This is a genomic window from Pseudomonas rhizophila (assembly GCF_003033885.1).
GTDB classification, from domain to species: domain Bacteria; phylum Pseudomonadota; class Gammaproteobacteria; order Pseudomonadales; family Pseudomonadaceae; genus Aquipseudomonas; species Aquipseudomonas rhizophila.
In genome coordinates this window covers 2,934,631-2,958,268 of the sequence record NZ_CP024081.1, presented here as the reverse complement: position 1 = coordinate 2,958,268, position 23,638 = coordinate 2,934,631, and the positions used below count along the sequence as shown (strand labels likewise).

The 23,638-nt window shown below is 63.1% G+C and carries 9 protein-coding genes; 5 read left to right on the top strand and 4 right to left on the bottom strand.

Annotation, left to right across the window (positions count from 1 at the left end):
* Positions 1–127: 127 nt before the first annotated feature.
* Complete coding sequence (locus CRX69_RS13895; RefSeq protein ID WP_107322186.1) at positions 128–13,114, bottom strand: non-ribosomal peptide synthetase; 12,987 nt, start codon at positions 13,112–13,114, stop codon at positions 128–130.
* A 325-nt stretch (positions 13,115–13,439) separates the two neighbouring features.
* On the opposite strand from CRX69_RS13895, the gene CRX69_RS13890 reads away from it, so the two are divergent.
* Entirely contained in the window at positions 13,440–13,988 is a 549-nt protein-coding gene (locus tag CRX69_RS13890; RefSeq protein ID WP_025212663.1) for an RNA polymerase factor sigma-70, read from the top strand.
* A gap of 136 nt (positions 13,989–14,124) precedes the next feature.
* Here CRX69_RS13890 and CRX69_RS13885 read toward each other — a convergent pair whose 3' ends face one another.
* From CRX69_RS13885 to CRX69_RS13875, 3 genes are all read right to left on the bottom strand, one after another.
* Positions 14,125–15,138 carry a GNAT family N-acetyltransferase gene (locus CRX69_RS13885; RefSeq protein WP_107322185.1) on the bottom strand — a complete coding sequence of 338 codons (1,014 nt, stop codon included), beginning with the start codon at positions 15,136–15,138 and terminating at the stop codon, positions 14,125–14,127.
* A 70-nt stretch (positions 15,139–15,208) separates the two neighbouring features.
* A complete protein-coding gene (locus CRX69_RS13880) occupies positions 15,209–15,991 on the bottom strand; it encodes a substrate-binding periplasmic protein (protein ID WP_171061399.1) in 783 nt (260 codons plus the stop codon).
* A gap of 123 nt (positions 15,992–16,114) precedes the next feature.
* Entirely contained in the window at positions 16,115–16,738 is a 624-nt protein-coding gene (locus CRX69_RS13875) for a TetR/AcrR family transcriptional regulator (RefSeq protein ID WP_047226408.1), read from the bottom strand.
* 181 nt (positions 16,739–16,919) lie between these two features.
* On the opposite strand from CRX69_RS13875, the gene CRX69_RS13870 reads away from it, so the two are divergent.
* The 4 genes from CRX69_RS13870 (at position 16,920) to CRX69_RS13855 (ending at position 23,624) form a co-directional block, all read left to right on the top strand.
* A complete protein-coding gene (locus CRX69_RS13870) occupies positions 16,920–18,710 on the top strand; it encodes an acyclic terpene utilization AtuA family protein (protein ID WP_107322183.1) in 1,791 nt (596 codons plus the stop codon).
* 43 nt (positions 18,711–18,753) lie between these two features.
* Positions 18,754–20,370 (top strand): geranyl-CoA carboxylase subunit beta, encoded by a 1,617-nt coding sequence (gene atuC, locus CRX69_RS13865; protein ID WP_076385681.1) that lies wholly within the window; start codon positions 18,754–18,756, stop codon positions 20,368–20,370.
* A gap of 44 nt (positions 20,371–20,414) precedes the next feature.
* A complete protein-coding gene (atuD, locus tag CRX69_RS13860; protein WP_107322182.1) occupies positions 20,415–21,572 on the top strand; it encodes a citronellyl-CoA dehydrogenase in 1,158 nt (385 codons plus the stop codon).
* An 81-nt stretch (positions 21,573–21,653) separates the two neighbouring features.
* The gene (locus tag CRX69_RS13855) at positions 21,654–23,624 is read left to right on the top strand and encodes an acetyl/propionyl/methylcrotonyl-CoA carboxylase subunit alpha (protein WP_107322181.1); all 1,971 of its coding nucleotides are present in this window, start codon (positions 21,654–21,656) and stop codon (positions 23,622–23,624) included.
* Positions 23,625–23,638: the final 14 nt, after the last annotated feature.

The window sequence follows — 23,638 nt, the reverse complement described above, 5'->3', positions numbered from 1 at the left end:
GGGCTTTGCGGTGTTAGTAATGACGCCATCGCGAGCAGGCTCGCTCCCACCGGGGATTTGCGTCGATCACAAATCCATTGTGGGAGCGAGCCTGCTCGCGATGAGGCCTCTTATAGACGCCGCAGAACTACAATCCTTCCAATTGCGCCATCAAATCATTCAACCGATCCACCTTCTCCTCGGTGATTTCACTCGCCGCCAGCCCATCGATGTATTCGGCCAGTTCCTGCACCGTGCTGCACTCGAACATCGCCCGCAGCGGCACATTGCGTTGCAGGGCCTTTTGCACCCGCGAAGCGATTTGCGTCGCCAGTAACGAGTGGCCGCCCAGTTCGAAGAAATTGTCTCGCACCCCCACCCGCTCGACCTTGAGCACCTGGGCCCAGATGTCCGCCAGGGTCTGCTCCAGCTCATTGCCTGGCGCCTGGTAATCCTGGCGGTGCAACTGGCCGATTTCCAAGGCCGGCAAGGCGTTGCGGTCGAGTTTGCCGTTGGCGTTGAGGGGCAAGCGCTCAAGCCACAGCCAGTGCAGCGGTACCATGTATTCCGGCAGTTCGGCGCGCAGACGCTGCTTGATGCGTTCCAGGCGTTCGGTCGGCTTCAATGCCGAATCGGCGGCGACCAGATAGCCCACCAGATGCTTGCCGTTGGCGCCTTCCTGTACCCCCACCGCGCCATCGCGGACCTCGGGCTGTTCATGCAGGCGCGCTTCGATTTCCCCCAGTTCGATGCGGTAACCACGAATCTTCACCTGATGATCGATGCGTCCAACGTACTCCAGCACGCCGTCGCGACGCCGCCGCGCCAGGTCGCCAGTGCGGTACAAGCGCTCCCCTGGCGCACCAAACGGGTTGGGCACAAACACTGGGGCAGTGCGCAATGGGTCACTGACGTAACCGCGCCCTACCCCGGTGCCTGCCACGCACAACTCGCCCACCGCACCCAGCGGCACCAGGTCCAGCGCACCATCGAGCAAGTACAAACGGTTGTTGTCGGTGGGCGTACCAATCGGCAGGTAGCTGCCACGGGTCGAGGCCATGTCGACCCGGAAGAACGCCACGTCATCGGAGCATTCCGCCGGGCCATAGGCGTTAACCAGGCCAATGTCCGGGTAACGCAACAACCATTGATGGGCCAGCTCCGGCGGCATCGCTTCACCAGTGGGCAGCATCCAGCGCAGGCCGTCCAGGCCGATGCGTTCCTGGGCGAGCATGCCCTGGATCAGTGACGGCACGCTTTCCAGCACCGTGATGGCCTGGCGTTGCACATGCTCGAGCAGCCCTTGCGGGTCGTGGGCGATAACGTTGGGCACGATGTCCACCCGGGCGCCGAACAACGGCGCGGCGAGGAACTGCCAGACGGAAATGTCGAAACTCTGGGAGGCGGTCTGGGCGATCACGTCAGTCTCGCTCAAGGCCAGGTACGGCACCTTGCTGAGCTGGTTGTTGAGCATGCCGCGTTGTTCCACCATGACGCCTTTGGGCAACCCGGTGGAGCCCGAGGTGTAGATCACGTACGCCAGGTTGTCCGGGCCGCTGTAGATGCCAGGGTTTTGCTGCGAAACATCGCTGGCCTGGATACTTTCCCACACCAGCAACTTCGGTCGCCCGGAACAGGCGAACTCGTCCAGCAGCGCCAGCGCCTGGGCATGACAGGCCTGGGTGCAGACCAGCAGCGGCGTGCGGCTCAGCTCAATGATGCGGCTCAGACGCTGACTCGGCAGGCCTGGGTCCAGCGGCAGGTAACCGGCACCGGCCTTGAAGCTGCCGATGATCATGCCGAGCAGGTCCAGGTCGCGCTCGGCCAGCAACGCCACCGGTTGATCGAGGCCCACGCCCGACGCGATCAAGGCATGGCCGAGGCGGTTGCTCCGTGCATTCAACTCGGCGTAGCTGTACGTCCTGTCCAGGCAGGTGGCGGCCACCCGTTGCGGATGGGCCGCGACCCGGGCCTCGAACAGCTCGACGTAACTTTGCTCCAACGCATAGGCACGCTCGCTCTGGTTGCAGCCTTCGATCAGGAAGTCCTGCTCCTGGGCGCCAATCAGCGGCAGCTCGGCCATGTCACCGTGAAAACCTTCCATCAGTACCAGCAGCAAGCGCTTGAACTCACCCAGCAAGCCCTGGACAGTGGATTCATCGAAGTAACGCTGGTCGTAGGACAGATGCAACCCCAAGTCATCCCCCGGGTAGCAGACCGCCGTGAGCGGGAAGTTGGTGTGGGTGCGGCCCGAGTCAGAGGTGGCGTTGAGGCTTTGGGCGCGATCCAGCACCGAAACTTCCACCGGCGCGTTCTCAAACACGAACAGACTGTCAAACAACGGTTGGCCCTTGGGCAGTTCGCTGACTTCCTGGATGCTCACCAATGGCAGGTATTCGTACTCGCGCAGTTGCATGTTGCTGTCGAGCAACTCACTGAGCCATTGGCGCACACTGCAACGCTGATGATCGTCGGGCATCCGCACGCGCAAGGCGATGCTGTTGATGAACAGGCCGACGGTGCGTTGCATTTGCGGCAGTTCCACCGGGCGTCCGGCCACGGTGACGCCGAACAGCACGTCCCGATCGCCGCTCACCCGCTGCAGCACCAGCGCCCACGCGGCCTGAGCGAAGGTGTTGACCGTCAGTTGATGAGCCTGGGCCAGTTCGCGCAACCGGGCACCGTCGTGGACATCGAGGCGGGTGTAGCAGTCGCCGACAATCATGCCGCCGCTGTCACCGGCGTGTTCACGCAGCAACGGCCGGTCGGTGGGGATCGGCGTGGTCCGTTCGAAACCTTGCAGGTTGCGCGTCCACCATTGCCGCGCCTCGGCCAGACTCTGGTGTTGTAACCAGCCGATGTAATCGCGATAACGCGGCGGCTCGGCCAGTCGCGGTTCGCGGTGTTCGCCAAGGGCGGTGTAGATCTCGAAGAAATCCTCCATCAGCAACGAACGGCACCAGGCATCGATCAGGATGTGGTGGTTGCTCATCATGAACCAGTAACGCGCCGCGCCAACCCGGATCAGGCGCAAGTGGAACGGGGCCTGGTTCAACAGATCGAAACCGGCCTCGCGCTCGTGCTTGAGCAACGCCTGGAGTTTGGCGTCCTGCTGATCCTCGGGCACTTCACACCAGTCCAGATAATCCACTGGCGTGCTGCCAGGCTTGTGGATGATTTGCAGCATTTCTTCGCCGACATTCCAGCAGAACGACGCGCGCAAGGCTTCATGACGAGCGATCACGGCTTGCCAGGCTTGAGCGAAACGTTGCCGATCCAGTTCGCTGTTGATGCGGTAGCGGTCCTGCATGTAGTACAGGCCCGTGCCTGGCTCCAGCAATGTGTGCAGCAGCATGCCCTCCTGCATCGGCGTCAGCGGGTAGACATCTTCGATCTGCGCGGCCGGCACCGGCAGGCTGTCGAGTTGGGCCTGGGTCAGTTTCGCCAGGGGGAAGTCCGAGGGCGTCAGGCCGCCCGCCGCGTCCGTCAGGCAATGTTCGATCAGGCCCTGCAGCTCATCGAGGTAGGCATCGGCCAGCGCAGCGATGGCCTGGCGGTCGTGCCGCTCAGCGCTGAACGTCCAGCGCAGCACCAGCTCGCCGCCGCTGACCTGACTGTCGACACTCAGCTCGTTGGGCAGCGGCGCATCGGGGTCGTGGATCGCCCCCAACGCAGCGTCCAGCGGCTGGAACAGCGCGTCGTGGCCCAGGGTCTGATCGAGCTGCCCCAGGTAGTTGAAGGTGATCGCCGCGTGCGGCAGGCCGGCCATCGCCTGGCGCGTCGCGGCGTCAGCCAGGTAGCGCAGCACGCCGTAACCGAGGCCCTTGTGAGGCACCGCGCGCAGTTGTTCCTTGATGGCCTTGATCGAGGTGCCGAAATCGTCACCCGCCGGGCTCAGGCGCAACGGATAAACGCTGGTGAACCAACCCACCGTACGGGTCAGGTCGATGTCATCGAACAGCGCCTCACGGCCGTGCCCTTCGAGCTGGATCAGCGCCGATGCGTGGCCGCTCCAGCGACACAGCACCCGGGCCAGGGCGGTGAGCAGCAGGTCGTTGACCTGGGTGCGGTAGGCCCGCGGTGCCTGTTGCAACAATTGCCCGGTGCGCTCGGCGTCCAGGCGCACGCTGACGGTTTCGGCGTGACGTTCCTCAAGCCCGCCGTCAGGATGGGCGCAGGGCAGCGCCACATCCGGGCCGCTCAACCGCGCTTGCCACCAACCCAGTTCCTCGCGCAGCGACTCGCTGCCGGCGTAGGCCTGCAAGCGTGCGGCCCAATCCCGGAACGGGCTGGTCTTGGCCGGCAGGTCTGCGGTTTGCCCGGCGCTGATCTGGCGGTAGAGCGTTTGCAAGTCATCCATCAACACCCGCCACGACACACCATCAACGACCAGGTGATGGATGACGATCAGCAGACGTTGGCGGCCATCGGGCAACTGCGCCAGCACCGCGCGCAGCAAAGGCCCGCTCGACAGATTCAGGCTGCGCTGCGTCTGGGCAAACACCGTTTCACAGGCCTGCTCACTCTCCACGTCCACCTGCCGCAACAGCGCCGCTTCGGACAATGGTCGGTGCTCGGCGCGCCAATGCCCGGCCATTTCGGCAAAGCCCAGGCGCAACGCATCGTGCTGTTGGAAAATGCTGCGCAGTGCCTGTTCCAGCACGGAGGGTTGCAGGGTAATGGCCGGCTCCAGCAACAACGCCTGGTTCCAGTGGTGACGGTTGGCAATCCTGCTATCGAAGAACCAATGCTGGATCGGCGTCAGCGCCGACTCACCGGCGAGCAGCCCCTGCTCGGCGCTCACTGACTGACTGTGGCTGGCAACACAGGCCAGGGCCTGCACGGTCTGGTGCTGGAACAGGTCACGGGGCGTGAAGTGAATGCCCTGTTGCCGGGCACGGCTGACGACCTGGATGGACAGGATCGAGTCGCCGCCCAGTTCGAAGAAGTTGTCGTTCAGGCCGACCTGCTTCACGTTCAGTACGTCGCACCAGATCGCCGCCAGGGCCTGCTCCAGGGCACTGCTAGGTGCCAGGTAATGTTGGCGATTGAGCTCAGGATCCGGCATTGGCAAGGCACGCCGGTCGAGCTTGCCATTGGCGGTCAGCGGCATGCTCGCCAGCAGGATCAGGTGGGTGGGCACCATGTAGTCCGGCAGTTGAGCCTTGAGGTGATTTTTCAGCGCTTCGCGCAGGGCCGCTTGTTGCTCGGTGTCCTGTTCAACGACGTCGGTCACTAGGTAGCCGGCCAGTTGCTTGCCGCCTGGCAGATCGAGCGCCAGTACCACCGCCTCGCGCACGGCGTCATGTTCCAGCAGGCGGCTTTCGATTTCCCCCAGTTCGATGCGGAAACCGCGAATCTTCACCTGATGGTCGATCCGCCCCAAATACTCCACCTGACCATCGACGCGCTGGCGCACCAGGTCACCGGTGCGGTACAGCCGTCCGCCATCGACGGCAAACGGATCGGCGACGAAGCGTTCGGCGGTCATGCCCGGACGCTGGTGATAGCCCTGGGCCAATCCCGCGCCGCCGACGTACAACTCCCCGGTAGCGCCTTGGGGCACCAGGGCCAGGTCGGCATCGAGGATATAGGCCACCCGCGCGCCGACCACGCTGCCAATCGGCACACTCGCCGCGCCCTCTTCCAGTTGCTCAGGGGCCAGACTCGCCAGTGGCATGACCACGGTTTCGGTCGGGCCATAGGCGTTGAAGAACAGGCGCGGCTTGAACGCCGCCCGGATGCGTTGCAAATGCTCGCCGGTCAGGGCTTCGCCACCGGTGATGCACATGCGCACCGGCAGGGTTTGTCCCTGGGTCGCCAGCCATTGCGCCAACTGGCTGCCGTAGCTGGGGGTGAAGCCGAGGATGTTGATGCGCTGTTCGCGAATCAGCCCGCAGATCTGTTCGGCGTCCCACTGCCCTTGTGCGCGCAGCACCACCTGGGCACCGCTGAGCAGCGGCACCAGCAGGCGCTCGGTGGCGGCGTCGAAGTTGATGGAATAGAAATGCAGCTCGCAATCGTCCGGGCGCATGCCGAAACGCTGGATCACCGCCTGGCAGTGCATGGCGATTTCACCGTGGGACACCACCACGCCCTTGGGCTTGCCAGTGGAACCTGAGGTGTAGATCAGGTAGGCCTGATGCTGCGGCAGGTTGATCAGCGGCGGTGCCTGGTCCGGGTAGCCGGCCAGGGCCGGGCTATCGTCCTCCAGGCACCAGCCCTCTACACCGGCCGGCAATGGGCCCAGGGCCTGGAACATCGCCCGGTCGCTGAGCAGCAGACCGAGACCACTGTCTTGGATCATGTAATGCAAACGGTCCAGCGGGTATTCCGGGTCCAGCGGCACGTAGGCGCCGCCGGCCTTGAGGATCGCCAACAGGCCAACGACCATCTCCAGCGACCGTTCCAGGGCCAGGCCCACCCGCACCTGCGGCCCGACGCCGCGCTCGCGCAGCATCCAGGCCAGGCGGTTGGCACGGCGTTCGAGTTCGGCGTAAGTCAGGGTCTGCCCGGCAAAGGTCAGGGCCGGTGCGTCGGGGCGCGCCAGGGCCTGTTCGCTGAACAGTTGATGGATGCATTGATCCAGGCGGTGTTCGCCGGGTTCGACGCCGAGGCTGTCGAGCATCTGTTGCTGCTCGCGGGCATCGAGCAACGGCAATTCGCTTAGCCGCTGGGTCGGACCGGCCAGCAGTGCCTCCAGCAGATTGCGCCAGTGTCCGGCCATGCGGGCGATGCGCGGTTCGTCGAACAGGTCGGTGCTGTAGGTCAGGCAACAACCCAGGCGATGGTCCAGGTCGGTGACTTCCAGATTCAGGTCGAACTTGGTGGCCCGGGCGTCGTTGGCCAGGTATTCGACGCTCATCCCGGCCAGCGTGCGGCTCTGCTGAAACTCCCAGCGCTGCACGTTGCACATCACCTGGAACAGCGGGTTGTACGCGGCACTGCGCGGTGGTTGCAGGGCTTCGACCAGATGATCGAACGGCAAATCCTGATGGGACTGGCCTTCGATCACCGTCTGACGCACTTGCTCGAACAACTCAGCCACCGACATTTGCCCATCGAGCTGGCAGCGCAGTACCTGGGTATTGAGGAACGCACCGATCAGCCCTTCGCTTTCCGGACGGATGCGGTTGGCCACCGGCGCGCCGATGCGCAGGTCGGTCTGGCCGCTGTAGCGATAAAGCAGCACGGCCAGGGCGGCGGTCATGGTCATGAACAGGGTTAAGCCCTGTTGCGCGTTGAAGGCGCGGACTCGGGAGGCGAGATCATCACTGAGGTCGAATCTGAACAATTCACCGCGATGGCTTTGCACCAGCGGACGCGGACGGTCGCCCGGCAATTCGAGCAACGGGTGTTCGCGACCCAGTTGTGTGGTCCAGTAGTCCAGTTGCCGTTGACGCTCGCCAGACTCCAGCCACTGGCGCTGCCAGACGCTGTAGTCCAGGTACTGCACCGGCAAGGGTTCCAGTGGCGATTCACGGTCGTCGATAAAGGCTTCGTACAGCGCACTCAGTTCCCGGGCAAAAATATCCATTGCCCAGCCTTCGGTGACGATGTGGTGCAGGGTCAGCACCAGGTAATGTTCCTGCTCGGCGGTCTTGACCAGACAGACCCGCAGCAATGGCCCGGTTTCCAGGTCGAAGGGTTTGTGGGCTTCGCTGTCGGCCAGTTGCTGCACCCGCTGTTGGCGAATATCGACGGCCAACGTCGAGAAATCTTGCCAGTCCATGCGCAGGCCGGTGTTGGCGTGCACCTGTTGCCGGGGCACGCCATCGACGCTGGGGAAAGTGGTGCGCAGGGTTTCATGGCGCAGGACCAACGCCTGCAACGCCGCCTCGAAACGCCCGACATCCAGCACCCCGCGCAACCGCGCCATGCCGCCGACGTTGTAGGCCGGGCTGTCGGGCTCCATTTGCCAGAGGAACCACATGCGCTGCTGGGAATAAGACAACGGCACCGGTTGGCTGCGATCGACCTTCTCGATCGGCGGTTGCCGGTTGGTCTGGCCGCTGGCCTTTATCAAGCGCACCTGTTCGGCGAACGCACCCAACTCGCTGGCCTCGAACAAGGTGCGCAACGGCAGCTCGATATCGCAGGCCTGGCGGGTGCGGGAAATGATCTGGGTCGCCAGCAGCGAATGACCGCCCAGTGCAAAAAAGTCGTCCCGCAGACCGATGCGGTCGAGCCCCAGCACGTCGCGCCAAATGCCAGCGACCTGCTGCTCGAGGGCACTGACCGGCTCGACGTGTTCACGTACTTGCCAGTGCGGTTCGGGCAAGGCACGACGGTCGAGTTTGCCGCTGGGGCTCAGGGGCATGGCGTCCAGGCGCAGCAATTGCGCGGGCACCATGTAGTCCGGCAGTTCGGCGGCCAGGGCGGCGTTGAGTCGGGCGTTTTGGAGGTCCTGATCTTGCCCGACATCGCAAGCGGTGTAATAGCCGATCAGTTGCGGGCCGGCCGAGGTCTCGCGTACCAGCACCGCCACTTGGGCCACGCCGTCCTGGGCCAGCAGCCGCGCTTCGATTTCCTGTGGTTCGACCCTGAAGCCGCGCAGCTTGACCTGTTGGTCGAGACGGCCAAGGTATTCGATCACGCCATCGGCGCTCCAGCGCACCCGGTCACCGCTGCGATACAACCGCGTGCCCGCCACGCCCAGCGGGTCGGCGATAAAGCGCTCGGCGCTCAAACCCGGACGCCCGAGGTAACCCCGAGCCAGCCCCAGGCCGCCGATACACAATTCACCCGGCACACCGGCGGGCACGGGGTTGAGTTCACTGTCGAGCACGCGGCACACCACATTGCCCAGCGGCCGGCCGATGGGCGAGCGCTCGCCGTCGGCGACGCTACAATGCCAGTGGGTGACGTTGATGGCGGTTTCGGTCGGGCCATAACGGTTGTGCAATTGCGCCGACGGCAGCTGCGCCAGCACGCGGTTGCGCAGTTCGGCCGGCAAGGCCTCACCGCCACAGAAGACCCGGCGCAGGCTGGTGCAGCGGGCGCTCAGGGGCTCGTCGATAAACAGGCTGAGCAGCGGCGGCACGAAGTGCAGCGTGGTCACGCCAAATTGTTGGACCAACTGCGCGATGCGGTGCGGGTCACGGTGTTCGCCAGGGCCGGCCAGCACCAGTTGGCAACCGGTGATCAGCGGCCAGAAACACTCCCACACCGACACGTCGAAACTGATCGGCGCCTTTTGCATCAACACATCGGTTTCGTCCAGCCCGTAAGTGTCCTGCATCCATTGCAGTCGCTCGGCCAGGGCGCCATGGGTGTTGCCGACGCCTTTGGGTTGGCCGGTGGAGCCGGACGTGTAAATCACGTAGGCCAGGTGATCGCCATCCAGGTGCAAGCCCGGCGGGTTGCTCGGCCATTGCTCCAGGTGCAAGGCATCCATGGCGATGACGCTGACGCCCTCGCAGAGGGGCAAGCGTTCAAGCAATGCAGTTTGCGTCAGCAGCAGATCGACGCCGCTGTCCTTGAGCATGTAGGCCAAACGCTCGGCCGGGTAATCGGCATCCAGCGGCACGTAGGCGCCGCCGGCCTTGAGGATCGCCAGGACACCGATGAGCAACTGCGGCGAACGCTCGGCGGCAATCGCCACGCACACGTCCGGACCGACGCCTTTGTCGCGCAGGTAATGGGCCAGGCGATTGGCCTGGGTGTGCAGCTCGGCGTAATCCAGGCAGCCATCGTCCCACAGCAGCGCAGTGCGTTGCGGCGTGCGCCGGGCCTGCTCGTTCAACAGCTCCGGTAGCCATTGGCCGGCCGGCGCGCACGGGGCCGCGCCCCACTGCTGCTGTTGGGTGTATTCATCGGCGCTCAATAACGGCACATCGCCGATGGCCTGCTGCGGATCGGCACAGACCGCGTGCAACAGGTTGCAGTAATGCATCGCCAACCGCGCGATGGTCGGAGCCTCGAACAGCTCGTCGGCGTAGTCGAACGACAGCGTCAGCCGGCCGTTGCGATCCTCTTCGCTGTGCAGTTGCAGGTCGAACTTGGCTTCGCGGCTGTGCCACGGCAACTCCTCGGCCAACAGCCCCGGCAAACGACGCAAGGCGCTCAGGTCTCGCTGTTGATGGTTGAACATCACCTGGAACAGACCTTGCTCGCGCGCCTGGGGGAACGCTTCGAGCAGTTGCTCGAACGGCAGGTCCTGATGGGCCTGGGCACCGAGCGTAGCTTCCCGGGCCTGGGCCAACAGTGCGGCGAACGGCTGGCGCGAATCGACCTGCCCGCGCAGCACCTGGGTATTGATGAAAAAGCCGATCAGCCCCTGGGTCTCCAGGCGTGGACGGTTGGCGTTGGGCACGCCGATGCGGATGTCGGACTGGCCGGTGTAACGCTGCAACAGCGCCTGGAAGGCCGCCAGCAACAGTATGAACGGGGTTGCATCGTGGGCCTGGGCCACTTGGCGCAAGGCATCGCCGAGGCCTTTGTCCAGGCGCAGGCTATGGCGGGCGGCGCTGCGCTGGCGTTGTGCGCTGCGGGGATGGTCCGTGCTCAGGGTCAGGGTCGGATGTTCATCGCCCAGTTGCTGTTTCCAGTATGTCAGTTGCCGCTCGGCCTCCCCTTGAGCCAACCACTGGCGCTGCCAACTGCCGTAGTCCGCGTACTGCAACGGCAACGGCGCCAACGCGGCGACCTGCCCCTGGCATGCAGCAGCGTACAACCGGGAAAACTCATCGATCAGTACGCTCATCGACCAGCCGTCGGCGATGATGTGGTGTAGCGTGACCAACAATTGGTGGTCCCCCTCATCAAGACGCAACAAGGTGACCCGCCACAGTGGGCCCTTCTGCAAATCGAACAGCAGCGCCGCTTCATCGTCACGCATCTGCCGCGCCTGGACTTCGCGCTGGTCGGCGGGCAGGTCGCTGAGGTCGATCACGCGCAGCTTGAACTCACCGGCCGGATCGACCTGTTGCAGGGCGACACCCTCGCGCTCCAGAAATCGTGTGCGCAGGGCTTCGTGGCGTTCGAGCAGTTGCTGGAAACTGGCCCGTAGTGCGTCTTCGTCCAACTCACCGCGCAGGTGCAAGCCGCCGGGGATGGTGTAGGCGCTGCTCGCCGGATCCAGTTGCCAGGTGATCCACAACCGATTCTGGGCAAGGGATTGCGGCAACGCTTCGTGGCGCGGTAACGGGCTGATCACGCCTTGGGCCTCGCCCCCTTCCAGTTGCTGATTCGCCACCGCTGCCGTGAACGCTGCGAGGGTCGGCGCTTCGAACAACAAGCGCAGATTCAGCGCCAGCCCCAGCCTTTCTTGCAGCCGCGCGACCACTTGAGTGGCGGCGATGGAGTTACCGCCCAACAGGAAGAAATGATCGTCGCCATGGACGTGTTCAATCTGCAACTGCTCGCACCAGACTTGGCCGATCAATGTCTGCAACGGCGATGACGAGCGGGCGTCAGGGCTTGCTTCAACCTCGACTGAAGGGAACTGCGCATAGCTGTCGAGACTGCCGTCGGCCCATCGGGTCCGGCACGCCGAGCGTTGCAACTTGCCGCTGGAGGTCTTGGGCAACGCGCCCGGATTGAGCAACACCACCACACTCGGCGCTTGCTGACAGGCTTCGGCCACCGCTTGGCGAATGGCTTTGATTAACGCTTCGGGTGGCAGGATCTTCTGCACGCTGCGGCTGATTTCCGCCGCGATGCCGATGCCTTCTTCGCCGCCATCGTCGACCGCGAACGCCGCCACCCGACCCTTGCGCACGACTTCCACTTCCCGCTCGATGGTTTGCTCGATGTCCTGGGGATAGAGGTTATGACCGCGCACGATCATCAGGTCCTTCAGGCGGCCGGTAATGAACAGCTCACCCTCACGCAGGAAACCCAAGTCGCCGGTGCGCAGCCAGGTGCGGCCATCGTACTGGACGAATGTCTTGGCGCTGGCCTCAGGATTTCGCCAGTAACCATGCGCAATGCTCGGCCCGCAGGCCCAGACTTCGCCGACCCGGTTGTCGGTCAGCGGCTGCAAGGTGTTGGGCTCGACGATCAGCACCGCATGCCCGGGCTGGCTCACGCCGCAACTCATCACCGTACAGCCCTGCCCTGGCTCGGCACGGTGGTGCGCCAGTGCCGTGTCGTCCATTTGCAACGACGGGATGCCTTGACTGCGCGGTGTGCCCGCGACGAACAAGGTCGCTTCAGCCAGGCCATAGGACGCCATGAAACTGTCCGGCGTGAAGCCGCACGGCGCGAATTTCTCGGCAAAGCGTTCCAGGCTGTCGAGACGGATCGGCTCGGAGCCTGAATAAGCCACGCGCCAGCCGCTCAGGTCGAGGCGCTTGAGCGCCGACTCACTGACCCGCTCGCTGCATAGCCGATAGGCGAAGTCCGGGCCGCCGCTGATGGTGCCGCCGTATTCGCTGATCGCCTCCAACCAGCGCAATGGCCGGGCCAGAAAGTATGCGGGCGACATCAATACGCAGGGCACACCGCTGAAAACCGGCTGCAACAGGCCGCCGATCAGGCCCATGTCGTGGTACAGCGGTAGCCAACTGACGATCACGTCGTCAGGGTTCAGATCAATGCCGAAGCCGTGGCGGATCAATAATTCGTTGGCCACCAGGTTGCCATGGCTGACCTGCACCCCCTTGGGCAATGCGGTGGAGCCGGAGGTGTATTGCAGGAAAGCGATGTCATGGTCCTGCAGATTCGGTTGCAGCCATTGCCCGGCGCGGGCCGGATCAAGGTTATCGACGCACAGCACCGGCGGTGCCGACTCGATGGCTTGCAGCGGCTCGCGCAGATCGCTGCGGGTGAGCAACAGGCGCGGCTCGGCATCGGCAATGATCGACAGCAGGCGTTCCTGGTGGTGGCGACGGGCGGACTCCGGCGGATAGGCCGGCACCGCGATCACACCCGCGTACAGACAGCCAAAAAACGCCGCGACGTAGTCCGGGCCACTGGGAAACAGCAAAACCGCACGGTCACCAAACGCCGCCTCGGCCTGCAAGGCGGCGGCGATGGTCCGGGCACGCAGGTCCAGGTCGCGATAACTCAGTACAACACTTTGCTCCGGAACGTCGGCAAGGAAGCGCAAGGCCACACGGTCCGGCGACAACGCGGCGCGGCGCTGAAGGGCATGAGCCAGGGTGCTGGGGAGTTCGAACGCGTCGGTCATGAGGTTTCCTGCCTGAAATTCGGCTTGCGAGTGGTATCTGGTGGCCTGCGGAATGCGGTTCGGCATCGGGACTGCCGCCCGAAACCTTCATCCCTGAGAACGGATACCGTCGGCAAATAATTAGTCAGCAGCCTCTTGATCCAGACCCGCCGGAAAGCAGAACACCGCGGCAACGGGTCGCAGTTCTCACGCTGGACTTCTCAGCATCAATAATTCTTCTTCTCAATTGACAATCATTATCATTCAGCCTAATTTGTCGCTCGATATGCAGGACGAGTCGGACAGATCCCTCGTCCTGCTAACTTTTTGCAACAAGGTGAATTCCATGACGGAACAAGTATCCACAAGCAGGTGCGACTCACCGTTACTTCAGGCATTCGTGGATAACCGGATGATCCTGGTCAAGATCGCAGCCCGAATCACCGGTTGCCGGTCCCGGGCAGAAGACGTGGTGCAGGATGCGTTTTTCCGGCTGCAATCGGCGCCCCAGATCACCTCGTCCTTCAAGGCTCAGCTCAGTTACCTGTTTCAGATCGTGCGCAACCTGGCGATCGACCATTACCGCAAGCAGGCGCTGGAACAGAAATACTCGGGGCCGGAAGAGGAAGGGTTGAATGTGGTGATCCAGGGGGCTTCGCCAGAAACGTCACACATCAATTTCTCGACGCTGGAGCACATCGCCGACGCGCTCACCGAACTGCCCAGCCGCACCCGCTATGCCTTCGAGATGTACCGCCTGCACGGTGTGCCACAGAAGGATATCGCCAAGGAGCTGGGGGTCTCGCCGACCCTGGTGAACTTCATGATCCGCGACGCCCTGGTGCATTGCCGCAAGGTGTCGGGAGTGCGTGGGGATACCTTTGCCCGGCGGTGATTTTGCACTGATTTTCCGGGCCTTATCGCGAGCAGGCTCGCTCCCACAATGGATCTGCGCACTCACAAAGTCTGTGCTGTGCGCAATCCCTGTGGGAGCGAGCCTGCTCGCGATGGGGCTCTAGGGGCTTACAACCTCACATCAACCCACACCGATCAAAAAACCGCTCACGCCCCAGAATCATCAGCGCCGCGCGCTTGTGGGGGAAATCGAATTCCTTTTCACAGTGGAAACACTGGTTGTGCAGATGACCGATCATCCGGGCGTTGTCGGCTCGAGGTTCGGCCACCACCCGCTCGGTGCGCGGGTCGTCGAGAAACAGGTAATGCACCAGCGCCGACAGCCAGCTCGCCACCTTGTGCGGGCCGCGGTGTTGCTCCTCGCCCACCAACATGTGAATGCCGCGATCATAATTGTGCACGTCATAGAACGGCGCGATCCGATCCTCCTTGGCCCAATAGGCTTCGAAGTAGGCGAAAGGCTGGTCGTCGAAACAACCGATCAAGGTCAGCACCCGGGGATCGCGCTGCAGTGTGCTCAGATACTCGCGATGTTGTTCCAGGCTGCCCTCCTCCTGCCAGAAACTCGCCACCCGAGGACTGTTCTGCCAGCGGTTGAAGCGCGTCAGGTCCTGTTCGATTTCCAGGGTGCGCAAGGACACCCAGGCTCCCAGGCGCGCATCGAAGCGCCGATACACCTCACCTCGCGGCTTCATGGGCCGGCGCGGATGACGCTTGCCATCGGTGATGATCATCTGTTGCGGATAGCTGCCGTTGAACGACTCCCCCAGCCAGGGTTGCGGCAGTTGCCAGAACATCGTGCGCTCGCAGATGTATTCGTCGGCACACTCGCCGGGCGTCAGCAGTCCGCTGAGCAAGGCTTCACCGGGGCGCTCGGGCAGATGCCAAGTCAGGCGCCGGCATTCAGGATCGCGGGCGAACAGCCAATAGCAGGCCGCCCAAAGCGCCGGGCCTACGGGCCGATCGTTGATTTCCTGCAAATGCACATGCAGCTCGGTACCACGCTCCAGGCGCAGCCGGATCAGCGGCGCGCCCTCAAGCATCAGGCTCAGGTGGCGTTCGGTTTCATCGGCGCCGAGACGGCGACCGCCGGGTAAAGGCAACGTCGTCGGGTGCTTGAGATTGGACATGGGCGGGGCTCACGTAGTCGTCGGTAGTCAACGTGTGACGTGAGCCAGGCAGGGAAATTTAGTGCCCCGTTCAATGATCGTGCGCTGGCACCAGCTGTATCTGGTAGGGCTTGAAAATCGCCAGCATCTGCCCGTCGTCCCGCAGCTTTTGCAGCAGTCGCTCGAACGCTTCGCCAGAGATCGGCGCCTGGGGGCGGATCAGCGCGTAATGGTGGTAAATCTGATCGATACGTTCGGATATCAGCAATTGAGGGTCGACGTCAGGATTGCGCAGCACGTAGTCGATGAGGTACGAACGGGTGACCAGCGCAATGTCCGCACGCCCGCGCAAGACCATCAGCAGGTTGCTGTCATGGGAATACGTCAGCGTGGCGTTGTATTGGCCGGTCAGGAACTTGGGGTCGGCGTTGAATTCGGCAAAGGCGTAGTGGTAGCCGCTGAAGAGCGCCAGGCGCTTGCCCCTCAGATCAGAGAAATAGTCTTGCTGACGATCCGGTTGACGCTGGGCAACGAAGATTTCCGCATCTTCCAGGCCCATGTCTACCGCAGTATGAGGCACATCCTTCCAGCCCCAGTCCGGGTTCTCGAAAATGGCCATGTCGACCCGGCCCTGCTTGAAATCATTGAAGCGGCGCGGAATCGACGTCGGAACCAGCACGAATTGATAGTCGCTTTGGGCCTTGTTCAAGGCTTCTACCAACTGCGGCAGCAAACCGGTATCCGCGCCAGTTTCGGGGCGTATCGTGTAGGGCGGAAAATGCGCTGCGCCAATCCGGACCAGTTGCGCAGCCGTGGCCGGCAACGCGAACACTGCAATAAACGCAGCCAGCAAGACGCGCGAGGCTATCCCCATCGTTGAAAACGTCAAGACAGCTCACTCCCCAGAAAATTAATCATCAGTGAATCCAACCAAGCATCTCAATGCACATTACGCAGGGCACGCAAGGCGACCACTCAGCGGCATTGCTGCCTCTTTTTATTTTTCTTCAAGCACCAGAATCAAGGCTTGCTCGGCCAACTCATCAAGACTCAGGCTGCCCTCGGCGCGAAACCAGGTGGTGGTCCAGGACAGGGCGCCGGTCAGGAAACGACGGGTGATGAACACGTCGCCCCGAATATACCCCGCGTCCTTGGCCTGCCCAAGAACCTCAAGCCACAGGGCCTCATAAATATCACGCAAAGCCAGCACCTGTCTTTGACCTTGCTCAGACAACGAACGCCATTCGTAGACCAGGACCGCCATCGCCTCGCCGCTGCCGCCCATGATCGATTGCAACTCGCAGCGAATCAGCGCCAGGACCCGCTCGCGCACGCTATCGGCCTCGGCCAGGGCCGCGCGCATCAACGCCGTGTTGTAGCGAATGGTCTCTTCCATCACCGCCCGCAGGATCTCGTCCTTGCTTTTGAAGTGATGAAAGATGCTGCCCGACTGGATGCCCACCGCGCTCGCCAGGTCGCGCACCGTGGTGCGCTCGAACCCTTTGTTGCGAAACAGATGGGCGGCGGTCTGGAGCAGTTTGCCGCGAGCGCTGTCAGGATCGGTCAGTTGCCCGTTATCGACCAGCTCACGCATCACGTTCAGGGCTTTTTGCTCATCCACCCATTCTCTCCTACAGTCGATCGATCAACGTCGGGCCACGCTTGCGGAACCGACGAGGTGGCGCGGGCAATTTAAGCTGGCCGGGGCACCCAAGCAAGCGCTTGGATCGAAGAACCGGCGGTCGTTTACAAACCAAGCGCTTGCTTGGTAGTCTCGGGCGACGTCGGCCGGAGGGAGCACCATGCCAAAAACGATACGTATCGGTTGTGCCAGCGCCTTCTGGGGCGACACCTGTACCGCTGCGGCGCAACTGGTCGAAGGCGCCGAACTGGACTACCTGGTGTTCGATTACCTGGCCGAGGTCACGATGTCGATCATGGCCGGGGCGCGCATGAAAGACCCTCGGGGCGGCTATGCCACGGACTTCATCGAAGTGCTCTCACCGCTGCTTGCTCGTTTGCATGAACGCAAGATCCGCGTCATCAGCAATGCCGGCGGGGTCAACCCCCAGGCCTGCGCCGCCGCTCTGCAAGCGGCCTGCGACAAGGCCGGCGTGCCCTTGAAGATCGCGGTGCTGCTGGGAGACGACCTGCAACCACGATTCGAACAGCTCGCCAGCCAGGGCATTGTCGAGATGTTCAGCGGCGCGCCCCTGCCGGCGGTGTGCGTGTCCACCAACGCTTACCTGGGTGCCCCCGGCATTGTCGAGGCCTTGCGTCTGGGAGCCGACATCGTGATCACTGGCCGAGTGGTGGACAGCGCCGTGGTCAGCGCGGCCCTGGTGCATGAGTTTGGCTGGGCCTGGCACGACTACGACAAACTGGCCCAGGCCGCATTGGCCGGGCACCTCATTGAGTGCGGGGCCCAATGCACGGGCGGTAATTTCACCGACTGGCGGGAGGTACCGGATTACGAGCACATCGGTTTTCCCATCGTTGAAGTCAGCGCCGACGGCCAATTCATCGTCACCAAGGCCGAAGGCACCGGCGGGCTGGTCACGCCGCTGACTGTCGGGGAACAACTGCTCTATGAAATCGGCGATCCCCAAGGCTATCTCTTGCCGGACGTGATCTGCGACTTCAGTCAGGTCAGGTTGATCCAGCAAGGCAAACACGCGGTGCGCGTCCAAGGCGCCAAGGGCTTGCCGCCCACCGATCAATACAAGGTCTGCGCCACCTGGGCCGACGGTTTTCGCTGCACCGCCCTGTGCCTGATCGCCGGCATCGATGCGGTGGCCAAGGCCGAACGGGTCAGCCAGGCGATCATCGCCAGGACTTCGCAGCTGTTCAGTTCGCGCGGCTGGGCGCCCTACAGCGAGGTGAACATCGAGCTTCTGGGCAGCGAAGCCACTTACGGCCAGCACGGCAGGCGCCAGGACAGCCGTGAAGTGGTGATCAAACTGGCGGTGCGCCACCCCGACAAACAGCCGCTGGTGCTGTTTTCCAGGGAAATCGCCCAGGCCGCCACCGGCATGGTGCCGGGGCTGACCGGCCTGATGGGCGGTCGCCCGACGGTGTATCCGTTGATTCGCCTGTTCTCGTTCCTGATCGACAAATCCGCTTGCCGGCTCGACATTGAACTCGACGGGCAGAGTCATCCTTGCCTGCTGCCCGCCGTTGAAGCGCTGCAAACCCGCGACTTGCCGGTCGCTCCCGACCTGCCCAAACCCCAGGGCCGGGCTGATGCCAGCGTGCCGTTGGTCAAACTGGCGGTGGCGCGCTCCGGCGACAAGGGCAACCACAGCAACATCGGTGTGCTCGCCCGCGCCCCCGAATACTTGCCGTGGATCGCCGAGGCGCTGACGCCCCAAGTGTTGGTTGACTGGATGAGCCACGTGCTCGACCCACTGCTGGGGCGCGTCGAGCGCTGGTATCTGCCGGGCACCCACAGCCTGAACTTCGTGCTGGAAAATGCCCTTGGCGGCGGTGGTGTCGCCAGCCTGCGCATCGACCCGCAGGGCAAGGCGTTCGCTCAGCAGTTGCTGGAGATCCAGATACCGGTGCCACAGAGCATCGCCGATCAGGTCAATTAAAGGACGATCGCCATGGCGTTCGGTTCGAGCACAAGGAACACCCATGCCAGTCATCGAATCGCACCTTGACCCACACAGCGCCGACTTCGCCCGCAACCACGCGGCCATGTTGGCTGGCGTCGCACACCTGCGTCAGATCGAACAGGCGGTGCTGGAGAAAGCCGCCCAGGCCCAGGCCAGGTTCGAGCAACGCGGCCAACTGCTGCCACGCGAGCGTCTGAACCTGCTGCTGGACCCCGGCGCGCCGTTCCTGGAACTGGCGAGCCTGGCCGGCTACAAACTCCATGACGACAAGGACGGCAGCCAGGCCGGTGGTGGTTTGATCGCGGGGATCGGCTACGTCTCCGGCGTTCAGGTCTTGGTGGTGGCGAACAACAGCGCGATCAAGGGCGGGACCATCTCCCCCAGCGGCTTGAACAAGACCCTGCGTCTGCAACAGATCGCCATGGAGAACAAACTGCCGGTCATCACCCTGGCCGAAAGCGGCGGCGCCAACCTCAATTATGCCGCGCAGATTTTTGTCGAAGGAGCACGCAGCTTCGCCAATCAGGCGCGGATGTCCGCCATGGGCTTGCCGCAGATTACTGTGGTGCATGGTTCGGCCACGGCGGGCGGGGCCTACCAGCCGGGGCTCTCGGATTACGTAGTAGTGGTGCGCGACAAAGCACGGCTGTTTCTGGCCGGCCCTCCGTTGCTCAAGGCCGCCACTGGCGAAGTCGCCACGGAAGAAGAACTGGGCGGTGCGCAAATGCATGCGCAGGTGGCCGGCACCGCTGAATACCTGGCCGAGAATGACGCCGATGGCATACGCCTGGCCCGGGAGATCGTCAGCCTGTTGCCCTGGAACGAGCAACGGCCGACACCGCCTGAACGCACCTGGAAAGAGCCACTCTACCCGGCCGATGAGTTGCTGGGGTTGATCCCCGACGACCCGAAAAAGCCCTATGACGTGCGGGAAATCGTCGCCCGCATCGCCGATGGTTCGGACTTCCTGGAATTCAAAAGCGAGTTCGATCAACAGACGATTTGTGGCCACCTGCGCATTCGTGGTCATGCCTGTGGCCTGATCGGCAACAACGGCCCGATCACGCCCAAGGGCGCGAGCAAGGCCGCGCAGTTCATCCAGCTGTGCGACCAGAGCCGCATACCGCTGCTGTTCCTGCACAACACCACCGGCTTCATGGTCGGCACCGAGTCGGAACAACAAGGGGTGATCAAGCATGGGGCGAAGATGATCCAGGCCGTGGCCAACGCCCGAGTGCCGAAGCTGACGGTTGTGGTGGGCGGCTCCTACGGCGCCGGCAACTACGCCATGTGCGGCCGAGGGCTGGACCCACGCTTCATCTTCGCCTGGCCCAACAGCCACACGGCGGTGATGGGTGGAGCCCAGGCCGGCAAGGTTTTGCGCATCGTCACGCAGGCGACGCAGATCAAGAATGGCCTCACCCCCGACCCGAAGATGCTGGACCTGCTCGAACACACCACCGCGCAGACACTCGACAGCCAGTCCACTGCGCTATACGGCAGCGCCAACCTGTGGGATGACGGGCTCATCGACCCGCGCGACACCCGCACGTTGCTAGGCTACCTGCTGGACATCTGCCACGCGGCTGAGCTTCGCCCGCTGCAACCCAACAGTTTCGGTGTGGCCCGTTTCTGAACGTGTGAAGGACTTTTGATCGCTGCTCACAGGAGAACAATAAAATGATCTTCACCCAGGAACACGCAGCTCTGCGGCGCACCGTTCGCCAGTTTGTCGACCAGCAGATAAACCCCTATGTCGACGAATGGGAGAAGGCTGGACGGTTTCCCATCCACGAGGTTTTCCGCAAGGCCGGTGAACTGGGGTTGCTGGGTATATCCAAGCCGGAGCAGTTCGGCGGCATGGGCCTGGACTACAGCTATTCGATCGTCGCCGCCGAGGAGTTCGGCACCATTCATTGTGGCGGCGTGCCGATGTCCATCGGCGTGCAGACCGACATGTGCACCCCGGCCCTGGCGCGTTTCGGCTCCGATGAGCTGCGTGAAGCATTCTTGCGCCCGGCCATCAGCGGTGAGCAGGTCGGTTGCATCGGCGTCTCGGAAGTCGGCGCCGGCTCTGATGTCGCCGGGCTCAAGACCACGGCCCGCAAGGATGGCGATGACTACGTCATCAACGGCAGCAAGATGTGGATCACCAATTCACCGAGTGCCGATTTCATGTGCCTGCTGGCCAACACTTCGGACGACAAGCCCCACATCAACAAATCACTGATCATGGTGCCGATGAACAGCCCGGGTATCAGCCTCGGCGGGCACCTGGACAAACTCGGCATGCGCAGTTCGGAAACCGCCCAGGTGTTCTTTGACGACGTACGGGTGCCGCAACGCAATCGCGTTGGCCAGGAGGGCGCCGGGTTCATGATGCAGATGTTGCAGTTCCAGGAGGAACGCCTGTTCGGCGCGGCGAACATGCTCAAGGGGCTGGAGCACTGCATCGACAGCACCATCGAGTACTGCAAGGAGCGCAAGACCTTCGGCACCGCCCTGATCGACAACCAGGTGATCCACTTTCGCCTGGCGGAACTGGCCAGCGAGATCGAATGCCTGCGGGCGCTGGTCTACCAGGCCACCGAGCAGTACATCAACGGCCAGGATGTGACGCGGCTGGCGTCCATGGCCAAGCTCAAGGCCGGGCGCCTGGCCCGGGAAGTCACCGACAGTTGCCTGCAATACTGGGGCGGCATGGGTTTCATGTGGGACAACCCGGTGGCGCGGGCGTATCGCGACGTGCGACTGGTGTCCATCGGCGCCGGTGCGGACGAGATCATGCTGGGCATCATCTGCAAACTCATGGGCATTTTACCGGGCAAGAAAAAATGACTGTGTTCACTCTCCATTGTGGGAGCGAGCCTGCTCGCGATGAGGCCCTGACTGCCACCGAAAAACCCAGGAATGACCACCATGCCCGCCTTCAGCAAGATCCTCATCGCCAACCGCGGTGAAATCGCCTGCCGGATCCAGCGTACCGCCCAGGCCCTGGGCTATCGCACCGTGGCGGTGTTCAGCGAGGCCGACGCCGACGCGCTGCACGTGCGCATGGCCGATGAAGCGGTACTCATCGGTGCAGCACCGGTGCCGCAGTCCTACCTCAATCAGCCGGCCATTCTCGATGCGGCCCGGCGTACTGGCGCCGACGCCATCCACCCTGGCTACGGTTTTCTCTCGGAAAACGCCGGATTCGCCAAGGCCTGCGCAGAGGCCGGTATCGTGTTCATTGGCCCCAGCCCCGACGCCATCGACCTGATGGGCAGCAAACGTCGCTCGAAAATCGCCATGATCGCCGCCGGCGTACCGTGCATCGCCGGTTACGAAGGCACCGATCAGGACGACGACACCTTGTGCCGTGAAGCCGAACGCATCGGCTATCCGTTGATGATCAAGGCCAGCGCCGGCGGTGGTGGCCGAGGCATGCGCCTGGTTTGGCGGGCTGAAGACCTTTTGGAACAGTTACGCACCGCGCGCTCCGAGGCGTTGCATGGTTTTGGCAACGATGAGTTGATCCTCGAACAGGCTCTGATCAATCCACGGCATGTGGAAATCCAGATTTTCGGGGACCATCACGGCAATCTGCTCCATTTGGGCGAAAGGGACTGCTCGATCCAGCGACGCCACCAGAAAATCATTGAAGAAGCGCCCTGCCCGGTCATGACCGCCGATCTGCGCCAGGCCATGGGTGACGCCGCGCTCAAGGCTGGCCGCGCGGTCAATTATGTGGGTGCCGGGACCGTGGAGTTTTTGCTCGCCCCGGACGGCGGTTTTTACTTTCTGGAGATGAACACGCGCTTGCAGGTCGAACATCCGGTCACCGAGCTGATCACCGGACTGGACCTGGTGGCCTGGCAACTGGATGTGGCCGCCGGCCTGCCACTGCCCCTGCGCCAGGACCAGGTCCAGTTCAGTGGTCACGCCATGGAGGTGCGGTTGTATGCCGAAGACCCGGCTGCGAACTTTCTGCCGCAAACCGGCCATTTACTCAGTTGGGAACCCCCTATCCGCGACGGTGTACGAATCGACCATGGTTTGCTTGAAGGCCAGACCATCAGCCCGTTCTACGACCCGATGCTGGGCAAAGTCATCGCCCACGGCGCTACCCGTGAAGAGGCCCGACGCAAATTGCTGCGAGCCGTGGAGGACTGCGTGCTCCTGGGTGTACAGGCCAATCAACGCTTGCTGGCGGGGTTGCTGGCTCATCCACAATTCATTGATGGAGATTTCGGCACCGATTTCATCCACCAACACTTCGCCGATCATCCTGCCTTGCAGGCCCCCGCCCCCTCGGCTGAGCAGCTCGCCATCGCCGCAGCCTTGTTCTATCAGGCCATGCATGCACGTCATGCGCCCGGCCTGGGAGGATGGAGCAACAATAGCGGCGCGGTGCGGCGCTATCGCATTGGCCTGGGCGAGCGCGACTGGCCCCTGACCCTGACCGCCGCAACCGGCGGCACGCTGCATATCCGGATAGCCGAGCGTGTGATCGAGTTGAAGTTGCTCGAAGCTGATCAGTGCGGCGCGACGCTGATGATCGACGGCATTCGCCAACGCCAGGCCTGGCACCTCGATGGTAATGACCTGTGGCTGTTCACTCGCCCAGGCGGCCTGCATTTACAGGATCGGACCCAGGCCCCCGTCGCCGCCAGGGCCAGCGTCAGCGATGGCTCCCTCAACGCGCCAATGGACGGCGCTATCGTCGAAGTACTGGTCAGCGAAGGGACGGCAGTACGCCAGGGACAGCTACTGATGGTGCTCGAAGCGATGAAAATGGAGCACCCACTCAAGGCAGGTATTGATGGAGTGGTCAGGACCTTACACGTCAAGCCAGGCGATCAGGTGAAAAACCGCCAGTTATTATTGCAGGTTGAAACAGCGCACTAGGCGGATGCGCAGGG

Excerpts from the sequence above, each read along its gene's own strand:
- CRX69_RS13895 (WP_107322186.1), bottom strand. The coding sequence starts at position 13,114 with ATGACCGACGCGTTCGAACTCCCCAGCACCCTGGCTCATGCCCTTCAG.
- CRX69_RS13890 (WP_025212663.1), top strand. The coding sequence starts at position 13,440 with ATGACGGAACAAGTATCCACAAGCAGGTGCGACTCACCGTTACTTCAG.
- CRX69_RS13885 (WP_107322185.1), bottom strand. The coding sequence starts at position 15,138 with ATGTCCAATCTCAAGCACCCGACGACGTTGCCTTTACCCGGCGGTCGC.
- CRX69_RS13880 (WP_171061399.1), bottom strand. The coding sequence starts at position 15,991 with ATGGGGATAGCCTCGCGCGTCTTGCTGGCTGCGTTTATTGCAGTGTTC.
- CRX69_RS13870 (WP_107322183.1), top strand. The coding sequence starts at position 16,920 with ATGCCAAAAACGATACGTATCGGTTGTGCCAGCGCCTTCTGGGGCGAC.
- atuC (WP_076385681.1), top strand. The coding sequence starts at position 18,754 with ATGCCAGTCATCGAATCGCACCTTGACCCACACAGCGCCGACTTCGCC.
- atuD (WP_107322182.1), top strand. The coding sequence starts at position 20,415 with ATGATCTTCACCCAGGAACACGCAGCTCTGCGGCGCACCGTTCGCCAG.
- CRX69_RS13855 (WP_107322181.1), top strand. The coding sequence starts at position 21,654 with ATGCCCGCCTTCAGCAAGATCCTCATCGCCAACCGCGGTGAAATCGCC.